The organism is Pseudomonas sp. PB106, assembly GCF_009764645.1.
In the GTDB taxonomy this organism is placed as follows: domain Bacteria; phylum Pseudomonadota; class Gammaproteobacteria; order Pseudomonadales; family Pseudomonadaceae; genus Aquipseudomonas.
Map to the genome: position 1 here is coordinate 1 of NZ_RWIM01000139.1, position 21,049 is coordinate 21,049.

At 59.1% G+C, this 21,049-nt stretch carries 22 protein-coding genes; 14 read left to right on the forward strand and 8 right to left on the reverse strand.

The genetic code is table 11. The features are described 5' to 3' along the window. Positions 1 to 162 precede the first annotated feature (162 nt). The 4 genes from moaC (at position 163) to EJA71_RS18875 (ending at position 2,372) form a co-directional block, all read left to right on the forward strand. Positions 163 to 636: a cyclic pyranopterin monophosphate synthase MoaC gene (moaC, locus tag EJA71_RS18860; RefSeq protein WP_158959158.1), complete on the forward strand. Its 474-nt coding sequence runs from the start codon at positions 163 to 165 to the stop codon at positions 634 to 636. Beyond that, positions 633 to 875: a MoaD/ThiS family protein gene (locus EJA71_RS18865; RefSeq protein WP_158959159.1), complete on the forward strand. Its 243-nt coding sequence runs from the start codon at positions 633 to 635 to the stop codon at positions 873 to 875. The genes moaC and EJA71_RS18865 overlap by 4 nt, the downstream gene beginning before the upstream one ends. A 3-nt stretch (positions 876 to 878) precedes the next feature. After that, positions 879 to 1,331 carry a molybdopterin synthase catalytic subunit MoaE gene (moaE, locus tag EJA71_RS18870; RefSeq protein WP_016771590.1) on the forward strand — a complete coding sequence of 151 codons (453 nt, stop codon included), beginning with the start codon at positions 879 to 881 and terminating at the stop codon, positions 1,329 to 1,331. A gap of 264 nt (positions 1,332 to 1,595) precedes the next feature. Further along, complete coding sequence (locus tag EJA71_RS18875) at positions 1,596 to 2,372, forward strand: ABC transporter substrate-binding protein (protein WP_158959160.1); 777 nt, start codon at positions 1,596 to 1,598, stop codon at positions 2,370 to 2,372. A gap of 107 nt (positions 2,373 to 2,479) precedes the next feature. Here EJA71_RS18875 and EJA71_RS18880 read toward each other — a convergent pair whose 3' ends face one another. The 5 genes from EJA71_RS18880 to EJA71_RS18900 form a co-directional block, all read right to left on the reverse strand. Continuing rightward, positions 2,480 to 3,106: a transcriptional regulator gene (locus tag EJA71_RS18880; RefSeq protein ID WP_158959161.1), complete on the reverse strand. Its 627-nt coding sequence runs from the start codon at positions 3,104 to 3,106 to the stop codon at positions 2,480 to 2,482. Positions 3,107 to 3,199: 93 nt separating this feature from the next. Beyond that, entirely contained in the window at positions 3,200 to 4,327 is a 1,128-nt protein-coding gene (locus EJA71_RS18885) for an FAD-binding oxidoreductase (RefSeq protein ID WP_158959162.1), read from the reverse strand. Between the two features lie 149 nt (positions 4,328 to 4,476). Further along, positions 4,477 to 5,421 carry an ornithine cyclodeaminase family protein gene (locus tag EJA71_RS18890; RefSeq protein WP_158959163.1) on the reverse strand — a complete coding sequence of 315 codons (945 nt, stop codon included), beginning with the start codon at positions 5,419 to 5,421 and terminating at the stop codon, positions 4,477 to 4,479. 134 nt (positions 5,422 to 5,555) lie between these two features. Beyond that, the gene (rhlB, locus tag EJA71_RS18895) at positions 5,556 to 7,034 is read right to left on the reverse strand and encodes an ATP-dependent RNA helicase RhlB (protein ID WP_158959164.1); all 1,479 of its coding nucleotides are present in this window, start codon (positions 7,032 to 7,034) and stop codon (positions 5,556 to 5,558) included. Positions 7,035 to 7,131: 97 nt separating this feature from the next. Continuing rightward, positions 7,132 to 7,788, reverse strand: a complete 657-nt coding sequence (locus EJA71_RS18900; protein WP_158959165.1) for an alpha/beta hydrolase — start codon at positions 7,786 to 7,788, stop codon at positions 7,132 to 7,134. A gap of 468 nt (positions 7,789 to 8,256) precedes the next feature. Between EJA71_RS18900 and EJA71_RS18905 the strand changes: the two genes are divergently transcribed. From EJA71_RS18905 to EJA71_RS18930, 6 genes are all read left to right on the forward strand, one after another. Next, a complete protein-coding gene (locus EJA71_RS18905) occupies positions 8,257 to 9,288 on the forward strand; it encodes an amino acid ABC transporter substrate-binding protein (RefSeq protein ID WP_064118413.1) in 1,032 nt (343 codons plus the stop codon). A 66-nt stretch (positions 9,289 to 9,354) separates the two neighbouring features. Then, complete coding sequence (locus tag EJA71_RS18910; protein WP_158959166.1) at positions 9,355 to 10,536, forward strand: amino acid ABC transporter permease; 1,182 nt, start codon at positions 9,355 to 9,357, stop codon at positions 10,534 to 10,536. A gap of 10 nt (positions 10,537 to 10,546) precedes the next feature. Further along, complete coding sequence (locus tag EJA71_RS18915; RefSeq protein WP_158959167.1) at positions 10,547 to 11,641, forward strand: amino acid ABC transporter permease; 1,095 nt, start codon at positions 10,547 to 10,549, stop codon at positions 11,639 to 11,641. A 13-nt stretch (positions 11,642 to 11,654) separates the two neighbouring features. Next, a complete protein-coding gene (locus tag EJA71_RS18920) occupies positions 11,655 to 12,419 on the forward strand; it encodes an amino acid ABC transporter ATP-binding protein (RefSeq protein ID WP_008080191.1) in 765 nt (254 codons plus the stop codon). Positions 12,420 to 12,649: 230 nt separating this feature from the next. After that, the gene (locus EJA71_RS18925) at positions 12,650 to 13,309 is read left to right on the forward strand and encodes a FadR/GntR family transcriptional regulator (RefSeq protein ID WP_158959168.1); all 660 of its coding nucleotides are present in this window, start codon (positions 12,650 to 12,652) and stop codon (positions 13,307 to 13,309) included. Next, positions 13,299 to 14,603: a CynX/NimT family MFS transporter gene (locus EJA71_RS18930; RefSeq protein ID WP_158959169.1), complete on the forward strand. Its 1,305-nt coding sequence runs from the start codon at positions 13,299 to 13,301 to the stop codon at positions 14,601 to 14,603. The genes EJA71_RS18925 and EJA71_RS18930 overlap by 11 nt, the downstream gene beginning before the upstream one ends. Positions 14,604 to 14,659: 56 nt before the next feature. Here EJA71_RS18930 and EJA71_RS18935 read toward each other — a convergent pair whose 3' ends face one another. Further along, the gene (locus tag EJA71_RS18935) at positions 14,660 to 16,738 is read right to left on the reverse strand and encodes a hypothetical protein (protein WP_158959170.1); all 2,079 of its coding nucleotides are present in this window, start codon (positions 16,736 to 16,738) and stop codon (positions 14,660 to 14,662) included. Positions 16,739 to 16,950: 212 nt separating this feature from the next. Between EJA71_RS18935 and EJA71_RS18940 the strand changes: the two genes are divergently transcribed. The 3 genes from EJA71_RS18940 to EJA71_RS18950 all read left to right on the forward strand — a co-directional run bounded on the left by EJA71_RS18940 (position 16,951) and on the right by EJA71_RS18950 (position 18,783). Continuing rightward, complete coding sequence (locus tag EJA71_RS18940) at positions 16,951 to 17,421, forward strand: nuclear transport factor 2 family protein (RefSeq protein ID WP_158959171.1); 471 nt, start codon at positions 16,951 to 16,953, stop codon at positions 17,419 to 17,421. A 39-nt stretch (positions 17,422 to 17,460) separates the two neighbouring features. After that, positions 17,461 to 17,763: a GIY-YIG nuclease family protein gene (locus tag EJA71_RS18945; protein ID WP_122595043.1), complete on the forward strand. Its 303-nt coding sequence runs from the start codon at positions 17,461 to 17,463 to the stop codon at positions 17,761 to 17,763. Positions 17,764 to 17,847: 84 nt separating this feature from the next. After that, on the forward strand, positions 17,848 to 18,783 hold the full coding sequence (locus EJA71_RS18950) for a glutathione S-transferase family protein (RefSeq protein ID WP_158959172.1): 936 nt from the start codon (positions 17,848 to 17,850) through the stop codon (positions 18,781 to 18,783). An 83-nt stretch (positions 18,784 to 18,866) separates the two neighbouring features. Here EJA71_RS18950 and EJA71_RS18955 read toward each other — a convergent pair whose 3' ends face one another. Both EJA71_RS18955 and yejK read right to left on the reverse strand, forming a co-directional pair. After that, a complete protein-coding gene (locus EJA71_RS18955) occupies positions 18,867 to 19,217 on the reverse strand; it encodes a glutaredoxin family protein (protein ID WP_034154584.1) in 351 nt (116 codons plus the stop codon). Then, positions 19,217 to 20,221 carry a nucleoid-associated protein YejK gene (yejK, locus tag EJA71_RS18960; protein ID WP_150749497.1) on the reverse strand — a complete coding sequence of 335 codons (1,005 nt, stop codon included), beginning with the start codon at positions 20,219 to 20,221 and terminating at the stop codon, positions 19,217 to 19,219. The genes EJA71_RS18955 and yejK overlap by 1 nt, the downstream gene beginning before the upstream one ends. A 395-nt stretch (positions 20,222 to 20,616) precedes the next feature. On the opposite strand from yejK, the gene EJA71_RS18965 reads away from it, so the two are divergent. Further along, the gene (locus tag EJA71_RS18965; RefSeq protein ID WP_003221909.1) at positions 20,617 to 20,898 is read left to right on the forward strand and encodes an HU family DNA-binding protein; all 282 of its coding nucleotides are present in this window, start codon (positions 20,617 to 20,619) and stop codon (positions 20,896 to 20,898) included. Positions 20,899 to 21,049: the final 151 nt, after the last annotated feature.

The following is a 21,049-nucleotide window of genomic DNA, read 5'->3' on the forward strand; positions in this document are numbered from 1 at the left end:
GATCGGACGATCTTTTGATCTTGTTTTTAAAAATCAAAGTCAAAAGATCGTCCGATCGCGGCCCGAGCCTTCGGCAGCTCCTACACGAAGAACACCACATTCGTGCGTGCGGAAATTTGACCTGCAGGTTTACAATCCCCGCTCCTGATCAGGAGTAATCCCGTGCTGACTCATCTCGATTTCCAAGGTCGCGCCAACATGGTCGACGTCACCGAAAAAGCCGTGACGTTCCGTGAAGCGACGGCCCAAGCGCTGGTGCGCATGCTCCCCGAAACCCTGCAGATGATCGTCAGCGGCGGCCATCCCAAGGGTGACGTGTTCGCCGTAGCGCGCATCGCCGGCATTCAAGCGGCGAAGAAAACCAGCGATCTGATTCCCCTGTGCCATCCGCTGATGCTTACTGGCGTCAAAGTCGAACTCAGCGCCGACGGCGAAGACACCGTGCGCATCGTCGCCCGCTGCAAGCTGTCCGGGCAGACCGGCGTCGAAATGGAAGCCCTGACCGCCGCCAGCGTCGCCGCCCTGACCATCTACGACATGTGCAAAGCCGTCGATCGCGGCATGACCATCGAAAGCGTGCGTCTGCTGGAGAAAGTCGGCGGCAAGAGCGGGCACTTTCAAGCGGAGCAGCCATGAACCTGACCGTGAAGTTTTTCGCCCGTTACCGTGAAGCGCTGGGCGTGGATTCGGTGAAGGTTGAAGGTGATTTCGCCACCGTCGATGACGTGCGTGCATTGCTCGTGCAACGGGGTGGCGCTGAAGTACTGAGCGAGCAGAACCTGATGTGCGCGCGTAACGAAGATCTCTGCCAGCTCGACGAGCCGGTGGTCGATGGCGACGAAGTGGCGTTCTTTCCCACCGTGACCGGAGGCTGAGCCATGGCGATTCGTGTGCAGGCCACGCCGTTCGATCCGGGCGCTGAAGTCAACGCGATGCACGCGGCCAATGTCGGCGTTGGTGCGGTGGTGAGTTTTGTCGGCTACGTACGCGACTTCAATGATGGGCTGGATGTGGCGGGGATGTTCCTTGAGCACTATCCCGGCATGACCGAAAAAGCCCTCGGCAAAATTGCCGTCGAAGCTGAGCAGCGCTGGCCGCTGTTGAAGCTGGAAGTGCTGCACCGAATCGGCGCGCTGGAGCCGGGCGAACCGATTGTGTTTGTCGGCGCCGCCAGCGCCCATCGCCAGGCCGCATTCGATGCCTGCGCCTTCGTCATGGACTACCTGAAAACCCGTGCACCGTTCTGGAAGAAAGAAAACACCAGCGACGGCCCGCGTTGGGTTGAAGGGCGCGACAGTGATCATGCAGCGGCGGATCGCTGGAAGAAGTAAGTCCTCTAGCGCCTTCAAATCCGCTATCGCTGGCAAGCCAGCTCCCACAGGATATTTGGTGTACACAAAATCTGTGTACGACTCGATCACTGTGGGAGTTGGCTTGCCAGCGATGGGGCCCTCTGCAACACCCAAAATCTCTCTTTTCTTTAATTGACGATATGTACCTGCGAGTCCAATATGGATTTATAAGTACAAAAAAGCATCGCCTCCCGTTTCAGCTCTTTCTTGCCAAACCAACAACAACCCCGCGAGAGAACGAACATGAAGAAACTCCCCCTCATCACCGGACTGGCCCTCAGCCTGTTGTCCTGCGCCAGCGTGTTCGCCGCCGAGCAAACCCTGCGCATCGGCATCGAAGCCGCTTATCCGCCATTCGCCTCGAAAACCGACAAAGGCGAAATAGTCGGTTTCGACTACGACATCGGCAACGCCCTGTGTGCGCAGATGAAGGTCAAGTGCGTGTGGGTCGAAGGCGAGTTCGACGGTCTGATTCCTTCGCTGAAAGTGAAGAAGATCGACATGGCGCTGTCCTCGATGACCATCAACGAAGACCGCAAGAAGTCGGTGGATTTCACCCACAAGTACTACTTCACTTCGTCGCGTCTGGTGATGAAGGACGGCGCCACGGTTGATGATCAGTACGCCAGCCTCAAGGGCAAGAATGTCGGCGTGCAGCGCGCAACCACGACTGATCGTTACGCCACCGAGGTGTTCGAACCCAAGGGCATCAACGTCAAGCGCTACAGCAACAACGAAGAGATCTACATGGACCTGGCGGCGGGGCGCCTCGATGCGATCTTTGCCGACACCATTCCGTTGAATGACTTTCTGTCGATGCCGCGTGGCAAGGGCTATGCGTTTGTCGGGCCTGAGTTGAAGGATCCGAAATACGTCGGCGAGGGCGCGGGGATTGCAGTGCGCAAGGGCAATGCCGAACTGGTCAGCCAGTTGAATGGCGCCATCGATGGCATTCGCGCGAGTGGCGAGTACCAGAAGATTTCCGAGAAGTATTTCAAGTCCGACATCTACGGCGACTGATAGTCCTCCATCGCTGGCAAGCCAGCTCCCACAGGGATTAGCGGCGTACACAAAACCTGTGGGAGCTGGCTTGCCAGCGATGGGGCCAGATCGGTCACCGCAAATTTCTAGCCCTTCATTTCCTTCAGGTGTTTGTACACCGTCGCTCGCCCCATGTTCAGCACATTGGCCACATAGTTCGAGGCGCTCTTGCCCTTGAACGCGCCCTCGGCGTGCAGCGCCAGCACCAGTTCGCGTTTGTGATCGCGGGTCAGCACATTCAGGCTCAACTGCCGCTCGCGCAGCCAGGCATGCAGGAAAGTGTTGATGCGCTCCTGCCAGTCATCGCGAAACAGTGAGTCCGGTTGCGGGATCAGTTTGCTCGGCGACAGGAACAGGTCCAGCGCCGCCTTGGCATTTTCGAACAGCGAAATATTCAGATTGATGCACAGCACCGCCAGCGGCAGACCGTCGCTGTCGCGCAGGACGCTGCTCAGACTGCGAATTTTCTGACCGTCCCAATTGAGCTTTTCGTACGGGCCGATATTCCGGTCGCTGACATCCTTGCTGAGCATGTCTTCCAGCGACGAGTCGTCACCGATTTCGCGTTTGGACAGGTTGTTGGCGATGTAATCGACCTTCTGCGTGCGCAGATCGTGCAGCACCACTTCGGCGTGCGGAAAGAACAGCGTGGCGATGGCATCGGCGATGGCGCGGAAGTTATCCAGAGCCGGGTCGAATTCAGGGGCGGTCATGACAGTGGAACTCCAGGCAGCGTCAACGCCTCCGTGATCAGGAGGCGCTGCGAGTGTGCCGCAATCCGTTGGGCGCGTCATCCGGATGGACGATCAGGCGAGGCGTGCAGGGGCGAGCATGGCGCTGCTCAGGCCGAAGTCACGCAAGTGCTCGGGCAAAGGGTTGCCACGCACCAATGCCGCACTGGCCTGGCCCATCGCCGGCGATGTCTGAATGCCGTAGCCACCCTGCGCGGCAACCCAGAACAATCCCGGCACCTGCGGATCGAAACCGCTGAGCAGATCACCGTCGCCGACGAAACTGCGCAGCCCGGCCCACGTGCGGGTCGGGCGGCGGATGGTCAGCGTGGTGGCCTCCTCGATCTGGTAGATGCCCATGGCGATGTCGAGTTCTTCCGGCTGCACGTCGTGCGGTTCGACCGGGTCGGCGTTGGCCGGTGAGCCGAGGAACATGCCGGCGTCGGGCTTCATATAGAAGGATTCATCGAGACTGACCAGCATCGGCCAGTGATGAATGTCGACGCCTTCGGGGCCGGCGAAGATGAACGCGGCCCGGCGTTTCGGTTGCAGGCCCAACGGCTTGGCGCCGGCCAGTGCGCCGATCTTGTCGGCCCAAGCGCCGGCGGCGTTGATGAGCACTGGCGCGCTGAAGGTCTGGCCGTTGGTTTGTACTTGCCAGAGACCGTCGGTATCGCGACTCAGACCGAGTACTTCGCAATCAGTATGGACTTCGCCGTTGTTGCGACGGATGCCGCGCAGGTAGCCCTGGTGCAAGGCATCGGTGTCGATGTCGCTGGCGCTCGGGTCGTAGATCGCGCCGTGGACTTTTTCCCGACGCAGGATCGGCAGCCGTGCGCAGGCTTCGTCGGCGGTGAGCCGTTGCATCTCTGGCACGGTGGCTTTGGCGCTGAGGTATTGGTTGTTGAGTTCGGCGGGGTCACCGGTGAAGTCCACGGTCATTTCGCCGCGCGGGGTCAGCAATGGATGTTCACAGAAACCACTTGGCGGGTTGTCGAAAAACGCTCGGCTGGCCTGGGTCAGTGCGCGCACTTGCGGCGTGCCGTAGGCGGCGGTGAACAGCGCAGCGGAGCGTCCGGTGGAGTGATAGGCCGGATGGGATTCACGTTCGAGCACGATCACTTTGCCGTGGGGCGACAGCCAGAAACCGGTGGAAGCGCCGGCAATTCCGCCGCCGATGATGATGAAATCTGCCTGGCTCATGAGGTTCTCCAGTGAGTACGTAATATCAAAAATACGCAGATCTCCTGTAGGAGTGAGCCTGCTCGCGATAGCGGTGTACCAGTCAACAATAATGCTGAATGTAAGATCGCTATCGCGAGCAGGCTCACTCCTACAGGGGATTTATGGTGTTAGTGGGTTAGGTGGTAAACCGCATTGGCCAGGGCAATGTCTTCCAGGCCCAAGCCGATTGAACGGAAAAACACGTGACGGTCGTAACCCGGACGCTGGACTTTCTCACTGAGCAGATCCGCGAGGTCGCCAACAATTGAATCCTGGCTCCAGCCATGCTGTTCACTGGCAATCAACATCTCACCCGCCGACCCCGGCGTGGTCAGACGATAGTCGCAGAACACTTGCATCTCGTTGAGGCTCTGCGGCGGCACTTCGTGGGCGTGCGGGGCGTTGGTGCTGATCGAGGTGATCAGCGCCGGTTTGCTCAACTCAGCCGGATCAATCACCGGCCCCGCTGACGAGGTGCAAAGCATGATCACGTCAGCGTCGGCGAGGGCGGCTTCACGGCTGTCAGTGATCTTCAGGTTAGGGGTGATAGCCTTCAACAAGGCCTGGGTTTGCGCGTCGGCGGACAGGCTTGGCGAGTACAGACTGATGCTCTGCCAGTCACGCAGCGACTTCACGTAATGCAGGTGCGCCTGGGCAACCTTGCCGCTCCCAATGATCGCCAAATGTTTAGCGTGCAAAGGCGCGAGCGCATCCACCGCCACCGCTGTGGTCGCAGCCGTACGTGCAGTGGTCAGTTCACCCGCATCACACAGCAACAACGGCTGACCGGTTTTCATCGACATCAACAGCGTCCATGCCGTCACCAGTGGGCCTTGCTCGCGAACGATGTAGGGCGAAGTCTTTACGCCGTACACGCCATCCTCGGCCAGCACACCCAGATAGTTGATGAAGTCGCCGGCGCCCTGTGGGAACTCCACCAGTTGCTGCGCCGGCTGCACGGCGTCACCCGCGGCAAGATCGCGAAACAGCTTGCGCAGGATCTGCGGCACATCGATGCGCGCCAGCAGCTCGCGGGCCTGATGTTGGTCGATCACGTAGGGCGTACTGGACATGTCAGGCTCCGGAATTTCGATATAAACTAATTTGTCCATTATGGACTTTTAGTCGTCTCTCGCAAGCGCCGATCAAATGGCAGGCAAAAAAAAGCGCAGTCCGTTGCCGGCTGCGCTTTTCTTTTAAACGTCGCTTACTGCGGACGTTTGCGCTCTACCGCACGCAACAGATGCGTCGGTGGCGTTTCACAGCTGATCTTGCGACCGAGCTTTTCTTCGATGGACGGCAACTGATAGGAGTCGTCCTCACCGGCGAAGCTGATCGATACGCCGTCAGCGCCCGCACGACCGGTACGGCCGATGCGGTGCACGTAGTCGTCCGGGACTTCCGGCAGGGTGAAGTTGATCACGTGGCTGATGCCGTCGATGTGGATGCCGCGACCAGCGACATCGGTGGCGACCAGCACGCGAATCTTGCCTTCGCGGAAACCTTCGAGGGTCTTGATGCGCTTGTGCTGCGGTACATCGCCGGACAGTTGCGCAGCATTCACACCGTCGCGCACCAGACGCTCTTCGATGCGGCGAACTTCGTCCTTGCGGTTGGCGAAGACCATCACCCGCTCCCAACCATTATCGTTGACCAGGTTGTAGAGCAGTTTGTACTTGTCGGCCCCGGCCACGGCGTAGATGTGTTGCTCGACGTTTTCGCTGGCGACGTTAGTGACTTCGATTTCGACGATCGACGGATCGGTCGTCCATTGCTTGGCGAGGTTCATCACGTCTTCAGTGAAGGTCGCAGAGAACAGCAAGGTCTGGCGCTCGGACTTCGGTGGCGTCTGACGAATGATCTGCCGCACTTGCGGGATGAAACCCATGTCGAGCATGCGGTCGGCTTCGTCCAGCACCATCACTTCAACCATGTCCAGGTGCACATCGCCGCGCTGGTTGAAGTCGAGCAGACGGCCCGGAGTGGCGACGAGAATGTCGCAATGGCGCGCTTCGAGGTGCTTGAGCTGTTTGTCGAAGTCCATGCCACCGACAAACGTCATGACGTTGAGGCCGGTGTACTTGGTCAGGTCGGCAGCATCCTTGGCGATCTGCACCACCAGCTCGCGGGTCGGCGCGATGATCAGCGCACGGGGTTCACCCATGTAGCGTTCTTTCGGCGGCGGCGTTTGCAGCAGTTGGGTGATGATCGAGATCAGGAACGCGGCGGTTTTGCCGGTACCGGTCTGTGCGCGACCGATGGCGTCTTTGCCGGCGAGGGTGAAACCCAGCACCTGTGCCTGAATCGGCGTGCAATAAGGAAAGCCCAGATCCTGGATGGCGTGCATCAGCTCTGGCGACAGCTTGAAATCGTGAAAGCGGGTTTTGCCTTCCTGCGGCTCGACGACGAAGTCTTCGAGTTTCCACGGAATGACCGGAGCCTTGGGCTTCGGTTCGCGGCGTGGCCGGGCCGGTTTCGGCGCTTCGCTGCGCGCAGGTTCGGCGGCAATGGCGGCTTCCGGGGCAGGTGTTGGTTGTTGCTTCGGTGCCGCTACGGGAGCGGGGCGGTCGGCCTGCGGTGCATCGTTGCGATGACCGGGGGCGTGCGACGGCGCACTGGGAACTGGCGCGAGCTGCTCAGCCTCGCTTTTACCGAACATTTTCTTGAGTGCTTTGAGCACGGTCATCTCATCAATTGATTAAGGAATGTACGCCGGCCAGTGTAATGCAAGAAACGGGCGCGGCGTAGGGGGAGGGATCAAAGGGTGATTTTAAACACGACGCTTAGCGCAAGCGTTCGCTCAACCAGACACCGATGTCGCGAATTTCCTCGGGTAACACTTCGTGCTCCATTGGGTATTCCTGCCATGTCACGGTGACACCATGCTTCACCAAATGCTCATAGGCGCTGCGGCCCATGGAGTTCTGCACCACGCCATCGAACTGGCCGTGCAGACACAGCGCGGGAATGCGCTGCTGACTGGCTGACAACTCCAGCTCATCGCTGAAGGTCGGCGCATACGTCGACAGGGCCAGTACGCCCCCCAACGGTCCCTGCCATTTCACAAACGCGGTGTGTAAAACCACCGCGCCACCCTGGGAAAACCCCGCGAGGAAAATCCGCGAGGCGTCTATTCCGCTGGCGCGCTCGTTTTCGATCAGTTCGATGATGCGATCGGCAGACGCTTCCAGCTCATCGCGATCGATCGCTCGTGCCGGGCTCATGGCTTTAATGTCGTACCAGCTCGGCATGGCATATCCGCCATTTATCGTCACTGGACGGGTCGGTGCCTGCGGCAAGACAAAACGCGTGCTCAGCAGACTTTCCTGCAGCGCTTCGGCCACCGGCAGGAAGTCATAGCGGTCGGCGCCGAGGCCGTGCAGCCAGATCACGCAGGCGTCTGCGGGCTTAACAGGCTGAAGAATCAAGGGCTCGGTCATGGCTGCTCCAAATATGTGCGGGCGCTCTCATTGAGTGCGTGATTTGCGTGCGCGCCCGGTTGATCCGTTAAGAAGATGTCGCAAGGTTACAAGTTTTGCTATTGACCTGTCGCTCAAACGCTTCAGCGGTCGGTGTGGTACGGGCTTTGCTATGGCTTCAAGCGTGCAACCGATCCCGCGCCTGGCGGTAACACTATCAGTGTACCCCTTGGGACGGGATGCAAAGAATCCGGTGATGGATGTTCGCCAATGGCCGCTACGGGCTTAGCGAACGTGAAAGGGCTACAGCCCGTTCGGCCGATTGGTGAGAAGTGAGTTGTCCATGATGTGGATTTTCTCCTGAAAGACTCATAGCGAAGGTCCTGACGTCGGTTGACCCCAAAAAAAGCCAACACGGGTCAACAATGCCTCAAAAGGGTGCGACTGGACTCTAGCTCCGACACAACAAGAGCAAAACTGGAGGTTTGAATGAAGATGTTGAAATCCACCCTGGCGATCGTGACTGCAGCAACAGTACTCGGCGTCAGCGGGTTCGCTCAGGCGGGTGCAACCCTGGATGCAGTGCAGAAGAAAGGTTTCGTGCAATGTGGCGTGAGCGACGGTCTGCCGGGCTTCTCGGTACCGGATGCCACCGGCAAGATCCTAGGCATCGACGCTGACGTCTGCCGTGCTGTGGCCGCTGCCGTATTCGGCGACGCCAACAAGGTCAAATTCAGCCAGTTGAACGCCAAGGAGCGCTTCACCGCGCTGCAATCGGGCGAGATCGACATTCTGTCGCGCAACACCACCATGACCAGTTCGCGTGACGCGGGCATGGGCCTGAAATTCCCGGGCTTCATTACCTACTACGACGGCATCGGCTTCCTGGTTAACAACAAGCTGGGCGTGAAAAGTGCCAAAGAGCTGGACGGTGCAACCATCTGCATCCAGGCCGGTACTACCACCGAGCTGAACGTTTCCGACTACTTCCGCGGCAACGGTCTGAAATACACCCCGATCACTTTCGACACCTCCGATGAAAGCGCCAAGTCGCTGGAATCCGGTCGTTGCGACGTGCTGACCTCCGACAAGTCCCAGCTGTTCGCCCAGCGCAGCAAGCTGGCCTCGCCGAAGGACTACGTGGTTCTGCCAGAAACCATTTCCAAAGAACCACTGGGCCCGGTCGTACGTAACGGCGACGACGAGTGGCTGGCCATCGTGCGTTGGGTTGGCTACGCGCTGCTCAACACCGAAGAAGCCGGCATCACTTCGAAGAACGTCGAAGCTGAAGCCAAGTCGACCAAGAACCCGGACGTTGCTCGTATGCTCGGCGCTGACGGCGAATACGGCAAAGACCTGAAACTGCCGAAAGACTGGGTTGTGCAGATCGTCAAGCAAGTCGGCAACTACGGCGAAATCTTCGAGAAAAACCTCGGCAAGAGCACTCCGCTGGAGATCGACCGTGGTCTGAACGCCCTGTGGAACAACGGCGGCATTCAGTACGCACCACCAGTGCGCTAATGGTTCTATCGCCCGGCGGGCCAACCGCCGGGTGATGTTCTTGTTCCATTTTTTCCGGGGCACTTCATGCAAAATTCAATCGGCGCACCAAAGCAGAGGTTCAGCCTCAGCGATCCACGAGTGCGTGCGTGGCTATTCCAGATCATCACCATCGTGGCGGTGGTCTCGCTGGGCTGGTACTTGTTCGACAACACGCAAACCAACCTTCAGCACCGGGGCATTACCTCCGGTTTCGACTTTCTGGAGCGCAGTGCCGGGTTCGGCATCGCTCAACACCTGATCGATTACACCGAAGCGGACAGCTACGCCCGCGTCTTTGTCATCGGTTTGCTCAACACCCTGTTGGTGACGGTGATCGGCGTGGTTCTGGCGACGATCCTCGGTTTCATCATCGGTGTGGCGCGGCTGTCGCAGAACTGGATCATCAGCAAACTGGCAACCGTGTATGTGGAAGTCTTCCGCAACATTCCGCCACTGCTGCAGATTCTGTTCTGGTACTTCGCGGTCTTCCTGACCATGCCGGGGCCGCGCAACAGCCATAACTTCGGCGACACCTTCTTCGTCAGCAGCCGTGGCCTGAACATGCCGGCCGCACTGGCCGCCGACGGTTTCTGGGCGTTCATGATCAGCATCGTGGTGGCGATCGTCGGCATCGTGCTGATGTGCCGCTGGGCCAACAAACGCTTTGAAGCGACCGGCGTGCCGTTCCACAAGTTCTGGGTAGGGCTGGCGATTCTGCTGGTGATCCCGGCGTTGTGCGCATTGATCTTCGGCGCTCCGCTGCACTGGGAAATGCCCGAGCTCAAAGGTTTCAACTTCGTCGGTGGCTGGGTGCTGATCCCGGAACTGCTCGCGTTGACCCTCGCCCTGACGGTGTACACCGCAGCGTTCATCGCTGAGATCGTGCGCTCCGGGATCAAGTCGGTCAGCCACGGCCAGACCGAAGCGGCGCGTTCGCTCGGCCTGCGCAACGGCCCGACGCTGCGCAAGGTGATCATCCCGCAAGCCCTGCGCGTGATCATTCCGCCGCTGACCAGCCAATACCTCAACCTGGCGAAAAACTCTTCGCTGGCAGCCGGTATCGGTTACCCGGAAATGGTTTCGCTGTTTGCCGGCACCGTGCTCAACCAGACCGGTCAGGCGATCGAGGTGATTGCCATCACCATGAGCGTGTACCTGGCGATCAGTATCAGCATTTCTTTGCTGATGAACTGGTACAACAAGCGCATTGCGCTGATCGAGCGGTAAGGAAAAGCGCATGAGTACTCATACTTTCAAACCCGACATGCCCCCACCGAACAGCAGCATCGGCGTGGTGGCGTGGATGCGCGCGAACATGTTCTCCAGCTGGCTCAACACCCTGCTGACGCTGTTTGCGTTCTACCTGATTTATCTCGTCGTGCCACCGATCCTTAGTTGGGCAATCATCGATGCCAACTGGGTCGGCACCACCCGCGCCGACTGCACCAAGGACGGCGCCTGCTGGGTGTTCATTCAGCAGCGTTTCGGCCAGTTCATGTACGGCTACTACCCGGCAGATCTGCGCTGGCGCGTCGACCTGACCGTGTGGCTGGCGGTCATCGGTGCGGCGCCATTGTTCATCTCCCGTGTCCCGCGTAAAGCGATCTACGGGCTGAGCTTCCTGGTGCTGTACCCGATCATTGCTTTCATCCTGCTGCACGGTGGTTTCGGCCTGACCAACGTGGCGACCAGCCAATGGGGCGGCCTGATGCTGACCCTGGTGATCGCTACGGTCGGCATCGCCGGCGCACTGCCGCTGGGGATCGTGCTGGCGCTGGGCCGTCGTTCGAACATGCCGGCGATTCGGGTGGTCTGCGTGACCTTCATCGAATTCTGGCGCGGCGTGCCGTTGATCACCGTGCTGTTCATGTCTTCGGTGATGCTGCCGCTGTTCCTGCCTGAGGGCATGAACTTCGACAAGCTGCTGCGGGCGCTGATCGGCGTGATCCTGTTCCAGTCGGCCTATGTGGCCGAAGTGGTGCGCGGCGGTCTGCAAGCGATCCCCAAAGGTCAGTACGAAGCGGCTGCGGCGATGGGCCTCGGTTACTGGCGTTCGATGGGCCTGGTGATTCTGCCGCAAGCCCTGAAGCTGGTGATTCCCGGCATCGTCAACACCTTCATTGCGCTGTTCAAGGACACCAGCCTGGTGATCATCATCGGCCTGTTTGACCTACTCAACAGCGTCAAGCAAGCCGCTGCCGATCCGAAATGGCTGGGCATGGCCACCGAAGGCTACGTGTTCGCCGCCCTGGTGTTCTGGATTTTCTGTTTTGGTATGTCGCGCTATTCCATGCATCTGGAACGCAAGCTCGACACTGGCCACAAGCGTTAGGAGTTCTCTGTAAATGAGCGAAGCAATCAAAAAGCCAGTGGGCCCTGAAGGCATTATTCAGATGCAGGGCGTCAACAAGTGGTACGGCCAGTTCCACGTGCTGAAAGACATCAACCTCAACGTCAAACAGGGCGAGCGTATCGTCCTGTGCGGCCCGTCGGGTTCCGGCAAGTCCACGACGATTCGCTGCCTCAATCGTCTGGAAGAGCACCAGCAGGGCCGCATCGTCGTCGACGGCGTGGAACTGACCAACGACCTCAAGCAGATCGAAGCGATCCGCCGCGAAGTCGGCATGGTGTTCCAGCACTTCAACCTGTTCCCGCACCTGACCATTCTGCAGAACTGCACCCTGGCGCCAATGTGGGTTCGCAAGATGCCCAAGCGCAAGGCCGAGGAAATCGCCATGCATTACCTGGAGCGCGTTCGCATTCCAGAGCAGGCGCACAAGTTTCCGGGGCAACTGTCCGGCGGTCAGCAGCAGCGTGTGGCGATTGCTCGCGCACTGTGCATGAAGCCGAAAATCATGCTCTTCGACGAACCGACTTCAGCGCTCGATCCGGAGATGGTGAAAGAAGTTCTCGACACCATGATCGGTCTGGCGGAAGACGGCATGACCATGCTCTGCGTAACCCACGAAATGGGCTTCGCCCGCACTGTGGCGAACCGCGTGATCTTCATGGACAAGGGTGAAATCGTCGAGCAAGCAGCGCCGAATGACTTCTTCGATAACCCGCAGAATGAGCGGACGAAGTTGTTCTTGAGTCAGATTTTGCATTGATCTGATCCAGCCTGCGAAATAAACCCGGACCTGTTCCGGGTTTTTTTTTGCCCTGTCCCCTGTAGGAGCTGCCGCAGGCTGCGATCTTTTGCTTGGGATTTTGAAAACCAGATCAAAAGATCGTCCGATCGCGTCCCGAGCCTTCGGCAGCTCCTTGGGTTGTGTGGGCGGCCCAACCTGACTAACATGTCAGAAAATTCATCCTATGATTGGATGAAAGGGCGAATCCTATGTCAGACATTTCTCCACTCATCAAACGATCCTTGGTCGATCAGGCCCTGGATCAGCTCCGTCAGCGCATCAACAGTGGTGCCTGGCAAGTTGGCGAGCGTTTGCCGACCGAACCCGAGCTCTGCGCCGAATTGGGCATCAGCCGCAATACGGTGCGAGAGGCCATGCGCGTGCTGGCATTCTCCGGGTTGATCGAGATCCGCCAGGGCGACGGCAGTTACCTGCGCGCGGTGGTCGATCCGATGGACACCCTGAAAGCGCTGTCGCAATGCTCGCTGGAGCAGGCGCGGGAAACCCGGCATATCCTCGAAGTCGAGGCCATCGGTCTGGCGGCGTTGCGCCGTACCGATGAAGACCTCGCCGCATTGCGCGAAGCCCTCGGCACCAGCGGCAGCCACTATCACGGCGATCTCGACACCTACATCGCCTGCGATCTGGTGTTCCACCGCCGTTTGGTCGACGCCGCGCACAACCCGACCCTCAGCGAGCTGTATCGCTATTTCTCCAGCATCGTCGGCGCGCAATTGCGCCAGACCTTGAACATCGTCCCGCGCCGTCAGGAAGTGTTCGATTTGCACATCGAGTTGCTCGATGCGGTCGAACAACGCGACCCGGAACGGGCCAAAGCCTTGTCGAGGCAGTTGATCAATGAACCTTGAAACCGAGAAATCCATGTCCCGCCACGAGATATCCACAACCCCGAAGCGCTCGGCAGAGCTTGAAGAGCTGCTGATCGACGCCGAGGCCGATGACGAGCAAGTGCAGCAAGGCCATCCGCTGGTGCGCCGACCGTGGCTGTTGCTGCTGGGGCTGATTCTGGTGGCGCTGAACCTGCGACCGGCGTTGTCGAGCATGGCGCCATTGCTCAGCGAGGTGTCGAAAAGCCTCGGCTTGTCGGCGGCGCAGGCCGGTTTGCTGACCACACTGCCGGTGCTGTGCCTCGGTTTGTTCGCCCCGCTGGCGCCGATTCTGGCGCGGCGTTTCGGTGCCGAACGGGTCGTGTTGGGGATTCTGCTGACGCTGGCCGGCGGCATCATTTTGCGCAGCAGCTTCGGTGAAATCGGGTTGTTCGCCGGCAGCGTGTTGGGCGGCGCGAGCATCGGCATCGTCGGCGTGCTGCTGCCGGGTATCGTCAAACGCGACTTCGCCAAACACGCCGGCACCATGACCGGTGTCTACACCATGGCCCTGTGCCTGGGCGCGGCGATGGCGGCGGGCACCAGTGTGCCGTTGAGCGAACACTTCGGCGGTGACTGGAAAGTCGGCTTGGGTTTCTGGGTCATCCCGGCGCTGGTGGCTGCGCTGTTTTGGCTACCGCAAGTGGGGCAGAAACACGGCGCCCACAATGTCGCCTACCGCGTGCGCGGATTGCTGCGTGATCCGCTGGCCTGGCAGGTGACCTTGTACATGGGCCTGCAATCGTCGCTGGCCTACATTGTGTTCGGCTGGTTGCCGTCGATTCTCATTGGTCGCGGCCTGACGCCGACTCAGGCGGGACTGGTGTTGTCCGGATCGGTGATCATCCAGCTCGCCAGTTCACTGGCCGCGCCGTGGCTGGCCACTCGTGGCAAAGATCAACGTCTGGCGATCGTCGTGGTCATGGCGTTGACCTTGGGCGGACTGCTCGGTTGCCTGTATGCGCCGATTGAAGGGCTGTGGGGCTGGGCGATTCTGCTGGGGCTGGGGCAGGGCGGTACGTTCAGTCTGGCGTTGACCCTGATCGTGCTGCGCTCGCGTGATTCCCATGTCGCGGCGAACCTGTCGAGCATGTCTCAGGGCTTCGGTTACACGCTGGCGTCGATGGGACCGTTCGCGGTCGGTGTGGTGCATGACTGGACCGGCGGCTGGAATGCCGTGGGCTGGATTTTCGGCATTATCGGTGCGGGCGCGATCATTGCCGGCCTCGGTGCCGGCCGTGCTCTGTACGTGCAAGTACAGAGTGAAAAAATCTGAATGGGAACCCGGATCTCCGCCAGCATCCCGTGGCGCAGATCTGGGTCATTGGCAAATCAATACGCATCCCCCGGAATACGTTGCCGCTCGGTATTGGCTGTCGTTGATGCCGCGTTGTCCTGCGCGACGTGACCCGTCGCGCCCGCCTGCAGGGAAATGTTCCAGAGCGTGTTGTCATGCGCGCAAGTCACGAATGCGCGTGAGTCATCGTCGCTGACCGCAATTTGCATCGGTCCCTTTCCAATCATCGGACGGGTGATGACCGTCCAGGACGAGAGATCGATTTCATGGAAAGTATCGATTTCCGCGGCACAGCAATAGGCCTTCGTGCCTGCGTGGTTGCTCACAATCCCTCTGGGTGATCCGGTCACGCGAACGGCTTTGATCTGTGTCCAGGTTTGCGTGCTGTATTGCATGACGAAACCTTGATTGTTTGCATCACTGCCGCAAATCAAAAAGCTGTTGTCCCCCGGAACTATCGCCACGCCGTAAGTGCTTATATTTGTCGGTATGTTCTTGAGTACTGAGAGCGTCGGCACGTTGATGACGGAGACCGATCCGGGGCTGGCGTCGCCAAAGTGGGCGACATAAACCAGACTGCCGTCGCCCGACATATCCACACCTCGAGGATAAGCAGCGACTGGAATGGTTTTGACCGCCCGCAGGTTGACCGTGTCGATCACCACGACTGTGTGGGCTCCCCATGTACTGACAAACGCTTGAGTGCCATCGGCGCTCAATACGATTGCAATGGGATGGCCGGGGACGGGGATGTTTGTGATTAACGAAGATGTTGTCAGGTCGATAACAGAAAGTGCGTTGTCGCCATTGCAGGCAAAGGCGCGGGTCGCATCCTTGTTCAGTGCGATCTCCCATGATGTTGATAGTGTGGGAATACTGATGACCTTTTGCAGCGAGGACGCGGTCGTATCGATTGCAAAAACATTCTGGTGTCCCGTGACGCAGGCCTGCAGTCCATCGGCGCTCAGTGTCACACCCAGGACGCTGCCGGGCAGAGCAATCGGTCCGAGCGCTCCATAAGGTTTGATCGACAATTCACTGCTGGCATGGGCTGGACCACTGGCGGCGATGATTGAAAAAGTGCCGGGTGTGCTGCTGGCCTTCACCCCTCCAATTGTCAGAGTGCCATCCGCCAGTGTCGGGAAGTCTCGACCGCCGCTCGATCCATCTGCATATCGTGTGCCGGCAGGTAGCGTGATTCTGACAATGCCAGCGAAGGGTTGCCCCGCGCGCGTCAGACGCAACTGAATGGCTTTGAGTGTCCCACCTTGCGCCACGGTAAACGGACTGTTTATAAACTTCAGATCCAGCTCGGAAGTCGTGTCGACATTGGCCTCGATCACCCTTGACCAGCGCCGCTTGTCCGTCGGATTGTTTACCTGATCGATCACCGTGTACGAGATCGGAAAGCGGGCATTATTGCCAGCCTCTTCGAACATCTCCCGGGTCACCGTTATTACAAAGGGTCTGTCTTGCTGGCCTGGCTGTACGGTGAAGGGGAACCGACTACGGTTCAGTTCCAGCGTGATGCTGTCTTGATCTCTCATAAACGGGTAGGACACCGTGATGGCCACGCCGCGATCTGCTTCCTCTTTGCCGATACGTGGCGGGTCGCCCAGCTCGGCTGGCAGGCTGATAGCAAGGGCGGGATGGTCACCTGTGCCGGGGACGTCATTACCCCCAGGCAAGTCGCGATGATAAAGCGCCCACGATTCGATCGAAGGGCCACTGTTTCCGCTGGCACGTTCCACTTCATACGTAAAGATGTGAACGCCGTCGTTGAACAATGACTGGTAAACGTGAAAGCGCACCGGATCATTCTGCTCGGCCGGTGGCACGGGTCTGCGTTCGATGAGCTGCGGCGCGGTATCGCGCGGGCCTTTCATGTACAGCGCGATATTCAGATAGCCTGCCATAGGCGGATCGATCAATGCCTCCACCGCACCTTCACGACGGCCATCGCGCCTGACCACTTCTTTGAAACTGGACAGCGGTAAGCCCTCCACGGGAACACCGGCAGGAGGGGCGGGGCTGACAATGACGTTCGGCGTGGCACCGGCAAATTTCACAGGATAATTGGCCAGCAACCCTATCGTTGGCTTATCGATGCTCATGGGACGTGATCCTTGTCGTGCAGGCCGCTCGGTGCGCCTGATGAACCCAGATCAAACACCCGGATCGAGTGGCTGGCCACTGTAAGAACTAACAGGTATGTCGCTTTGTCCGACGAGCGGTAAGCTTTTGTCCTGATCGTGTGAATGCCGATAGTGTTTCCGCGCATGGCAGATTATGGTGATGGCAATCTGTACCTATTTGGAGATTGCCCATGAGTGAAGCTCACGCCGCGTTGATCACCCGTTTCTACCAGGCCTTCCAGCGCCTTGATGCCGAGGCCATGGCCGCCTGTTACACCGACGATGTGCTGTTCAGCGATCCGGCGTTTGGTGAACTGCGCGGGCGCGATGCCGGTGACATGTGGCGCATGCTCACCACTCGGGCCAAGGATTTCTCCCTGACCTTCGACAACATCCGTGCCGATGAGCGCAGCGGCGGTGCGCACTGGGTCGCGACTTACCTGTTCAGCCAGACCGGCAATGTCGTGATCAACGATATCCAGGCACGTTTCGTCTTCCGTGACGGCAAGATCTGCGAACACCACGACCACTTCGATCTGTGGCGCTGGTCACGTCAGGCGCTCGGTTTCAAAGGCCTGCTGCTGGGCTGGACGCCGCTGGTGCGCAATACCGTGCGCGCACAGGCATTGAAGGGACTGAAGGCATTTCAGGCGGGTCGCTGATAAGATCGCGGCCTGTTTCCTACACGTCTTGATCCCGAAGTGACCAGCCTTAGCGAAAAATCTGTCGATGTTGCCGAACCGGTGAGCAAGTCCTGGTTCGTCTACCTCGTTCGCGCGGCCAACGGTTCACTGTATTGCGGGATCAGCGACGATCCGCTGCGTCGTTTCGCCAAGCATCAGAGCGGCAAAGGCGCACGGTTCTTCCTCTCAAGCCCCGCCATGGCATTGGTCTACACCGAGCTGTGCCGCGACAAAAGCGACGCGCTGCGCCAGGAACGGTTGATCAAAAAGCTCAAGAAGAGCGCCAAGGAGTGTCTGGTCGCGTCTTATCAATCTGACTGATGGGTTCCCATCAGGCAGATCTGTAGGCTGCTAAGCAAATGCACGCTAAGCTGCGGGCTCACTATTTGAGCGGCGGAGCCGAGCATGTCCGAGTTGATTCTCCACCATTACCCGACCTCTCCATTTGCCGAGAAGGCCCGTCTGCTGCTGGGCTTCAAAGGCTTGTCCTGGCGCTCGGTGCACATCTCGCCAGTCATGCCGAAACCGGATCTGACCGCCCTGACCGGTGGCTATCGCAAGACCCCGGTGCTGCAAATAGGCGCCGACATCTATTGCGACACGTCGCTGATCGCCCGTCGACTGGAGCAGGAAAAAGCCCTGCCGAGCTTCTTTCCTGAAGGTCAGGAAATGACCACCGCCAGTTTCGCTACCTGGGTTGATTCGGTGGTGTTTCAACATGCCGTGAGCCTGGTGTTCCAGCCGGAATCGGTGGCCGTACGTTTCGGCAAGTTGCCGCCGGAAGCGATCAAAGCGTTCTTGGCCGACCGTGCTGGCCTGTTCAGTGGCGGCAGCGCCACGCGTTTGTCCGCCGAGCAGGCCAAGCATCAATGGCCGACGATCATGGCGCGGCTGGAGCAGCAGCTGCAGCGCGAGCAGGGCGACTTCCTCTTTGGTGAGCCGTCGATTGCCGACTTCGCGCTGGCGCACCCGCTGTGGTTCCTCAAAGCGACTCACGTGACCGCGCCGCTGGTGGATGAGTATCCGGCTGTTTCGGCTTGGTTGGGTCGGGTGTTGGGCTTTGGCCACGGCGCGGCCAGTGCGATGACCTCAGAGGAAGCCCTGGAAGTGGCGCGCAATGCGAAGCCGGCAGAATTGCCGAATGAGCAGTTCGTTGACCCGAACGGCTTCAAGGCTGGCCAGCAAGTGGCGATCTCGGCGACGGATTACGGCGTTGATCCGGTGGTGGGTGAACTACTGTTTGCTGGCAGCGAAGAGCTGATCATTCGTCGCGAAGACGAACGTGGTGGTGTGGTGCATGTGCACTTCCCGCGCTTTGGTTTCCGTATCGAAGCCCGATAAAAGCAAAAGATCGCAGCCTGCGGCAGTCCCTACACAAACCTCATGTAGGAGCTGCCGCAGGCTGCGATCTTTTGATCTTGCTGTTATTTCAGGGCAGCGAGAATCTCGTCCGGGTCAAACCCGCGAATCAACGTGCCGTTGACGTCGATCAACGGAATCCCGCGTCCACCCAATGCCTCATACGCCTTGCGCGCCTCGGCATCCTTCTCGATATCGAACTCCTTGAACGGAATTCCCTTGCTGTCGAGAAAGCGTTTGGTCTGCTTGCAGTAGCCGCACCAGTCGGTGGCGTAGAGCACGACGTTGGCTTGCGCGCGTGTCTGTTCTGCAACCATCTGCGACGGGTTGAAAACCCGCTCGATCTTGCCCCAGTTCTGATAAACCACGACCACCAGCAGAACCAGTGCGACCTTCTTCAGCACATTGCCGAGCATCAGTTGCGGCGCTTCAGCTGATCGGTGAGCGAAGTCGGCAGGCCCTTGATCACCAAGGTGCCGGCCTCTTCGTCGTACTCGATCTTGGAGCCCAGCAGGTGTGCCTCGAAGCTGATCGACAGGCCTTCGGCGCGACCGGTGAAGCGGCGGAATTGATTCAAGGTGCGTTTGTCCGCCGGAATCTCTGGCGACAGGCCGTAATCCTTGTTGCGGATGTGATCGTAGAAGGCCTTCGGGCGCTCCTCGTCGATCAGCTCGGAGAGCTCTTCCAGGCCCATCGGTTCACCGAGCTTGGCCTGGCTGCTGGCGTAATCGACCAGGGTCTTGGTCTTCTCGCGGGCGGACTCTTCCGGCAGGTCTTCGCTCTCGACGAAGTCACTGAAGGCCTTGAGCAGCGTGCGGGTTTCGCCGGGGCCGTCGACGCCTTCCTGGCAACCGATGAAGTCGCGGAAGTATTCGGAAACCTTTTTGCCGTTCTTGCCCTTGATGAACGAGATGTACTGCTTGGACTGCTTGTTGTTCTGCCACTCGGAGACGTTGATGCGCGCCGCCAGGTGCAACTGACCGAGATCGAGATGGCGCGACGGGGTCACGTCCAGCTCATCGGTCACCGCCACGCCTTCGCTGTGGTGCAGCAGGGCGATCGCCAGGTAATCGGTCATGCCTTGCTGATAGTGGGCGAACAGCACGTGGCCGCCGACCGACAGGTTCGATTCTTCCATCAGCTTTTGCAAATGCTCGACCGCGACTTTGCTGAACGCGGTGAAGTCCTTGCCGCCGTCCATGTATTCCTTCAGCCAGCCACTGAACGGGAACGCGCCGGATTCCGGATGGAACAGACCCCAGGCTTTGCCCTGTTTGGCGTTATAGCTCTCGTTGAGGTCGGCGAGCATGTTCTCGATGGCTGCAGACTCGGCCAGTTCCGTGTCACGGGCGTGCAGAACTGCGGGCGTGCCGTCGGGTTTTTTGTCGATCAGGTGGACGATGCAATGACGGATCGGCATGGGCTTCTCGGCTGGTGGAAGGGAGGAGGGCAGGCTCCCCCGAAAAAGCGCCCAGTGTACCGCAACCACTGGTTTTGGCGCGGGTTGCAGGGCAAAACCCGGGCGACCATTGACGCTTATGCAGTTTTTTAGCGGTTTAGAGCAATAAAGCTGACCAAATAGGTAGCTAGAGGCGGATATTTCCTTGTCTCTGTGCTAGTTTTGCCCGGTCTTACGCGAAGTCACTGCGTTAAGCGTGCATTCAGCATTTGTCAGGTCGAACCAAACCCTGATTTCGGCATCTATAACCCGACTCGTCGTGGTTATCGCCGAGGGTGCCAGATCCAGAAGATCGGGCTCGATGGCTGACACTGCACTCTGCAATCCATATGAATTTGATAGGGAAGGAACACTACATGGCTCTTACTAAAGACCAACTGATCGCCGACATCGCTGAAGCTATCGACGCGCCGAAAACCACCGCGCGTAACGCTCTGGACCAACTGGGCCAAATCGTTGCCGATCAGCTGGAAAACGGCGGCGAAATCACCTTGCCAGGTATCGGCAAGCTGAAAGTGACCGAGCGTCCTGCCCGCACTGGCCGTAACCCTTCGACTGGCGCTGCCATCGAAATCCCTGCGAAGAAAGTGATCAAGCTGGTTGTGGCCAAAGGCCTGACCGACGCTGTGAACAAGTAAGACGCAGCAATAAAAAACCGTGCACCGGAGCGATCCGGGCACGGTTTTTTTGTGCCTGCGACTTGAGGCGTTACCCTTGTAGGAGCTGCGGCACGCTGCGATCTTTTGATCTTGTGTTCAAAAATCAATCAAGATCAAAAGATCGCAGCGT

What these genes read in the sequence shown, in the direction of transcription:
- moaE (WP_016771590.1), top strand. Translation starts at nt 879, where the DNA reads ATGGCGATTCGTGTGCAGGCCACGCCGTTCGATCCGGGCGCTGAAGTC.
- EJA71_RS18865 (WP_158959159.1), top strand. Translation starts at nt 633, where the DNA reads ATGAACCTGACCGTGAAGTTTTTCGCCCGTTACCGTGAAGCGCTGGGC.
- EJA71_RS18915 (WP_158959167.1), top strand. Translation starts at nt 10,547, where the DNA reads ATGAGTACTCATACTTTCAAACCCGACATGCCCCCACCGAACAGCAGC.
- EJA71_RS18930 (WP_158959169.1), top strand. Translation starts at nt 13,299, where the DNA reads ATGAACCTTGAAACCGAGAAATCCATGTCCCGCCACGAGATATCCACA.
- yejK (WP_150749497.1), bottom strand. Translation starts at nt 20,221, where the DNA reads ATGCCGATCCGTCATTGCATCGTCCACCTGATCGACAAAAAACCCGAC.
- EJA71_RS18940 (WP_158959171.1), top strand. Translation starts at nt 16,951, where the DNA reads ATGAGTGAAGCTCACGCCGCGTTGATCACCCGTTTCTACCAGGCCTTC.
- EJA71_RS18955 (WP_034154584.1), bottom strand. Translation starts at nt 19,217, where the DNA reads ATGCTCGGCAATGTGCTGAAGAAGGTCGCACTGGTTCTGCTGGTGGTC.
- EJA71_RS18950 (WP_158959172.1), top strand. Translation starts at nt 17,848, where the DNA reads ATGTCCGAGTTGATTCTCCACCATTACCCGACCTCTCCATTTGCCGAG.
- EJA71_RS18965 (WP_003221909.1), top strand. Translation starts at nt 20,617, where the DNA reads ATGGCTCTTACTAAAGACCAACTGATCGCCGACATCGCTGAAGCTATC.
- EJA71_RS18875 (WP_158959160.1), top strand. Translation starts at nt 1,596, where the DNA reads ATGAAGAAACTCCCCCTCATCACCGGACTGGCCCTCAGCCTGTTGTCC.
- EJA71_RS18935 (WP_158959170.1), bottom strand. Translation starts at nt 16,738, where the DNA reads ATGAGCATCGATAAGCCAACGATAGGGTTGCTGGCCAATTATCCTGTG.
- EJA71_RS18890 (WP_158959163.1), bottom strand. Translation starts at nt 5,421, where the DNA reads ATGTCCAGTACGCCCTACGTGATCGACCAACATCAGGCCCGCGAGCTG.
- EJA71_RS18920 (WP_008080191.1), top strand. Translation starts at nt 11,655, where the DNA reads ATGAGCGAAGCAATCAAAAAGCCAGTGGGCCCTGAAGGCATTATTCAG.
- EJA71_RS18905 (WP_064118413.1), top strand. Translation starts at nt 8,257, where the DNA reads ATGAAGATGTTGAAATCCACCCTGGCGATCGTGACTGCAGCAACAGTA.
- EJA71_RS18885 (WP_158959162.1), bottom strand. Translation starts at nt 4,327, where the DNA reads ATGAGCCAGGCAGATTTCATCATCATCGGCGGCGGAATTGCCGGCGCT.
- EJA71_RS18910 (WP_158959166.1), top strand. Translation starts at nt 9,355, where the DNA reads ATGCAAAATTCAATCGGCGCACCAAAGCAGAGGTTCAGCCTCAGCGAT.
- rhlB (WP_158959164.1), bottom strand. Translation starts at nt 7,034, where the DNA reads ATGACCGTGCTCAAAGCACTCAAGAAAATGTTCGGTAAAAGCGAGGCT.
- EJA71_RS18880 (WP_158959161.1), bottom strand. Translation starts at nt 3,106, where the DNA reads ATGACCGCCCCTGAATTCGACCCGGCTCTGGATAACTTCCGCGCCATC.
- EJA71_RS18900 (WP_158959165.1), bottom strand. Translation starts at nt 7,788, where the DNA reads ATGACCGAGCCCTTGATTCTTCAGCCTGTTAAGCCCGCAGACGCCTGC.
- EJA71_RS18925 (WP_158959168.1), top strand. Translation starts at nt 12,650, where the DNA reads ATGTCAGACATTTCTCCACTCATCAAACGATCCTTGGTCGATCAGGCC.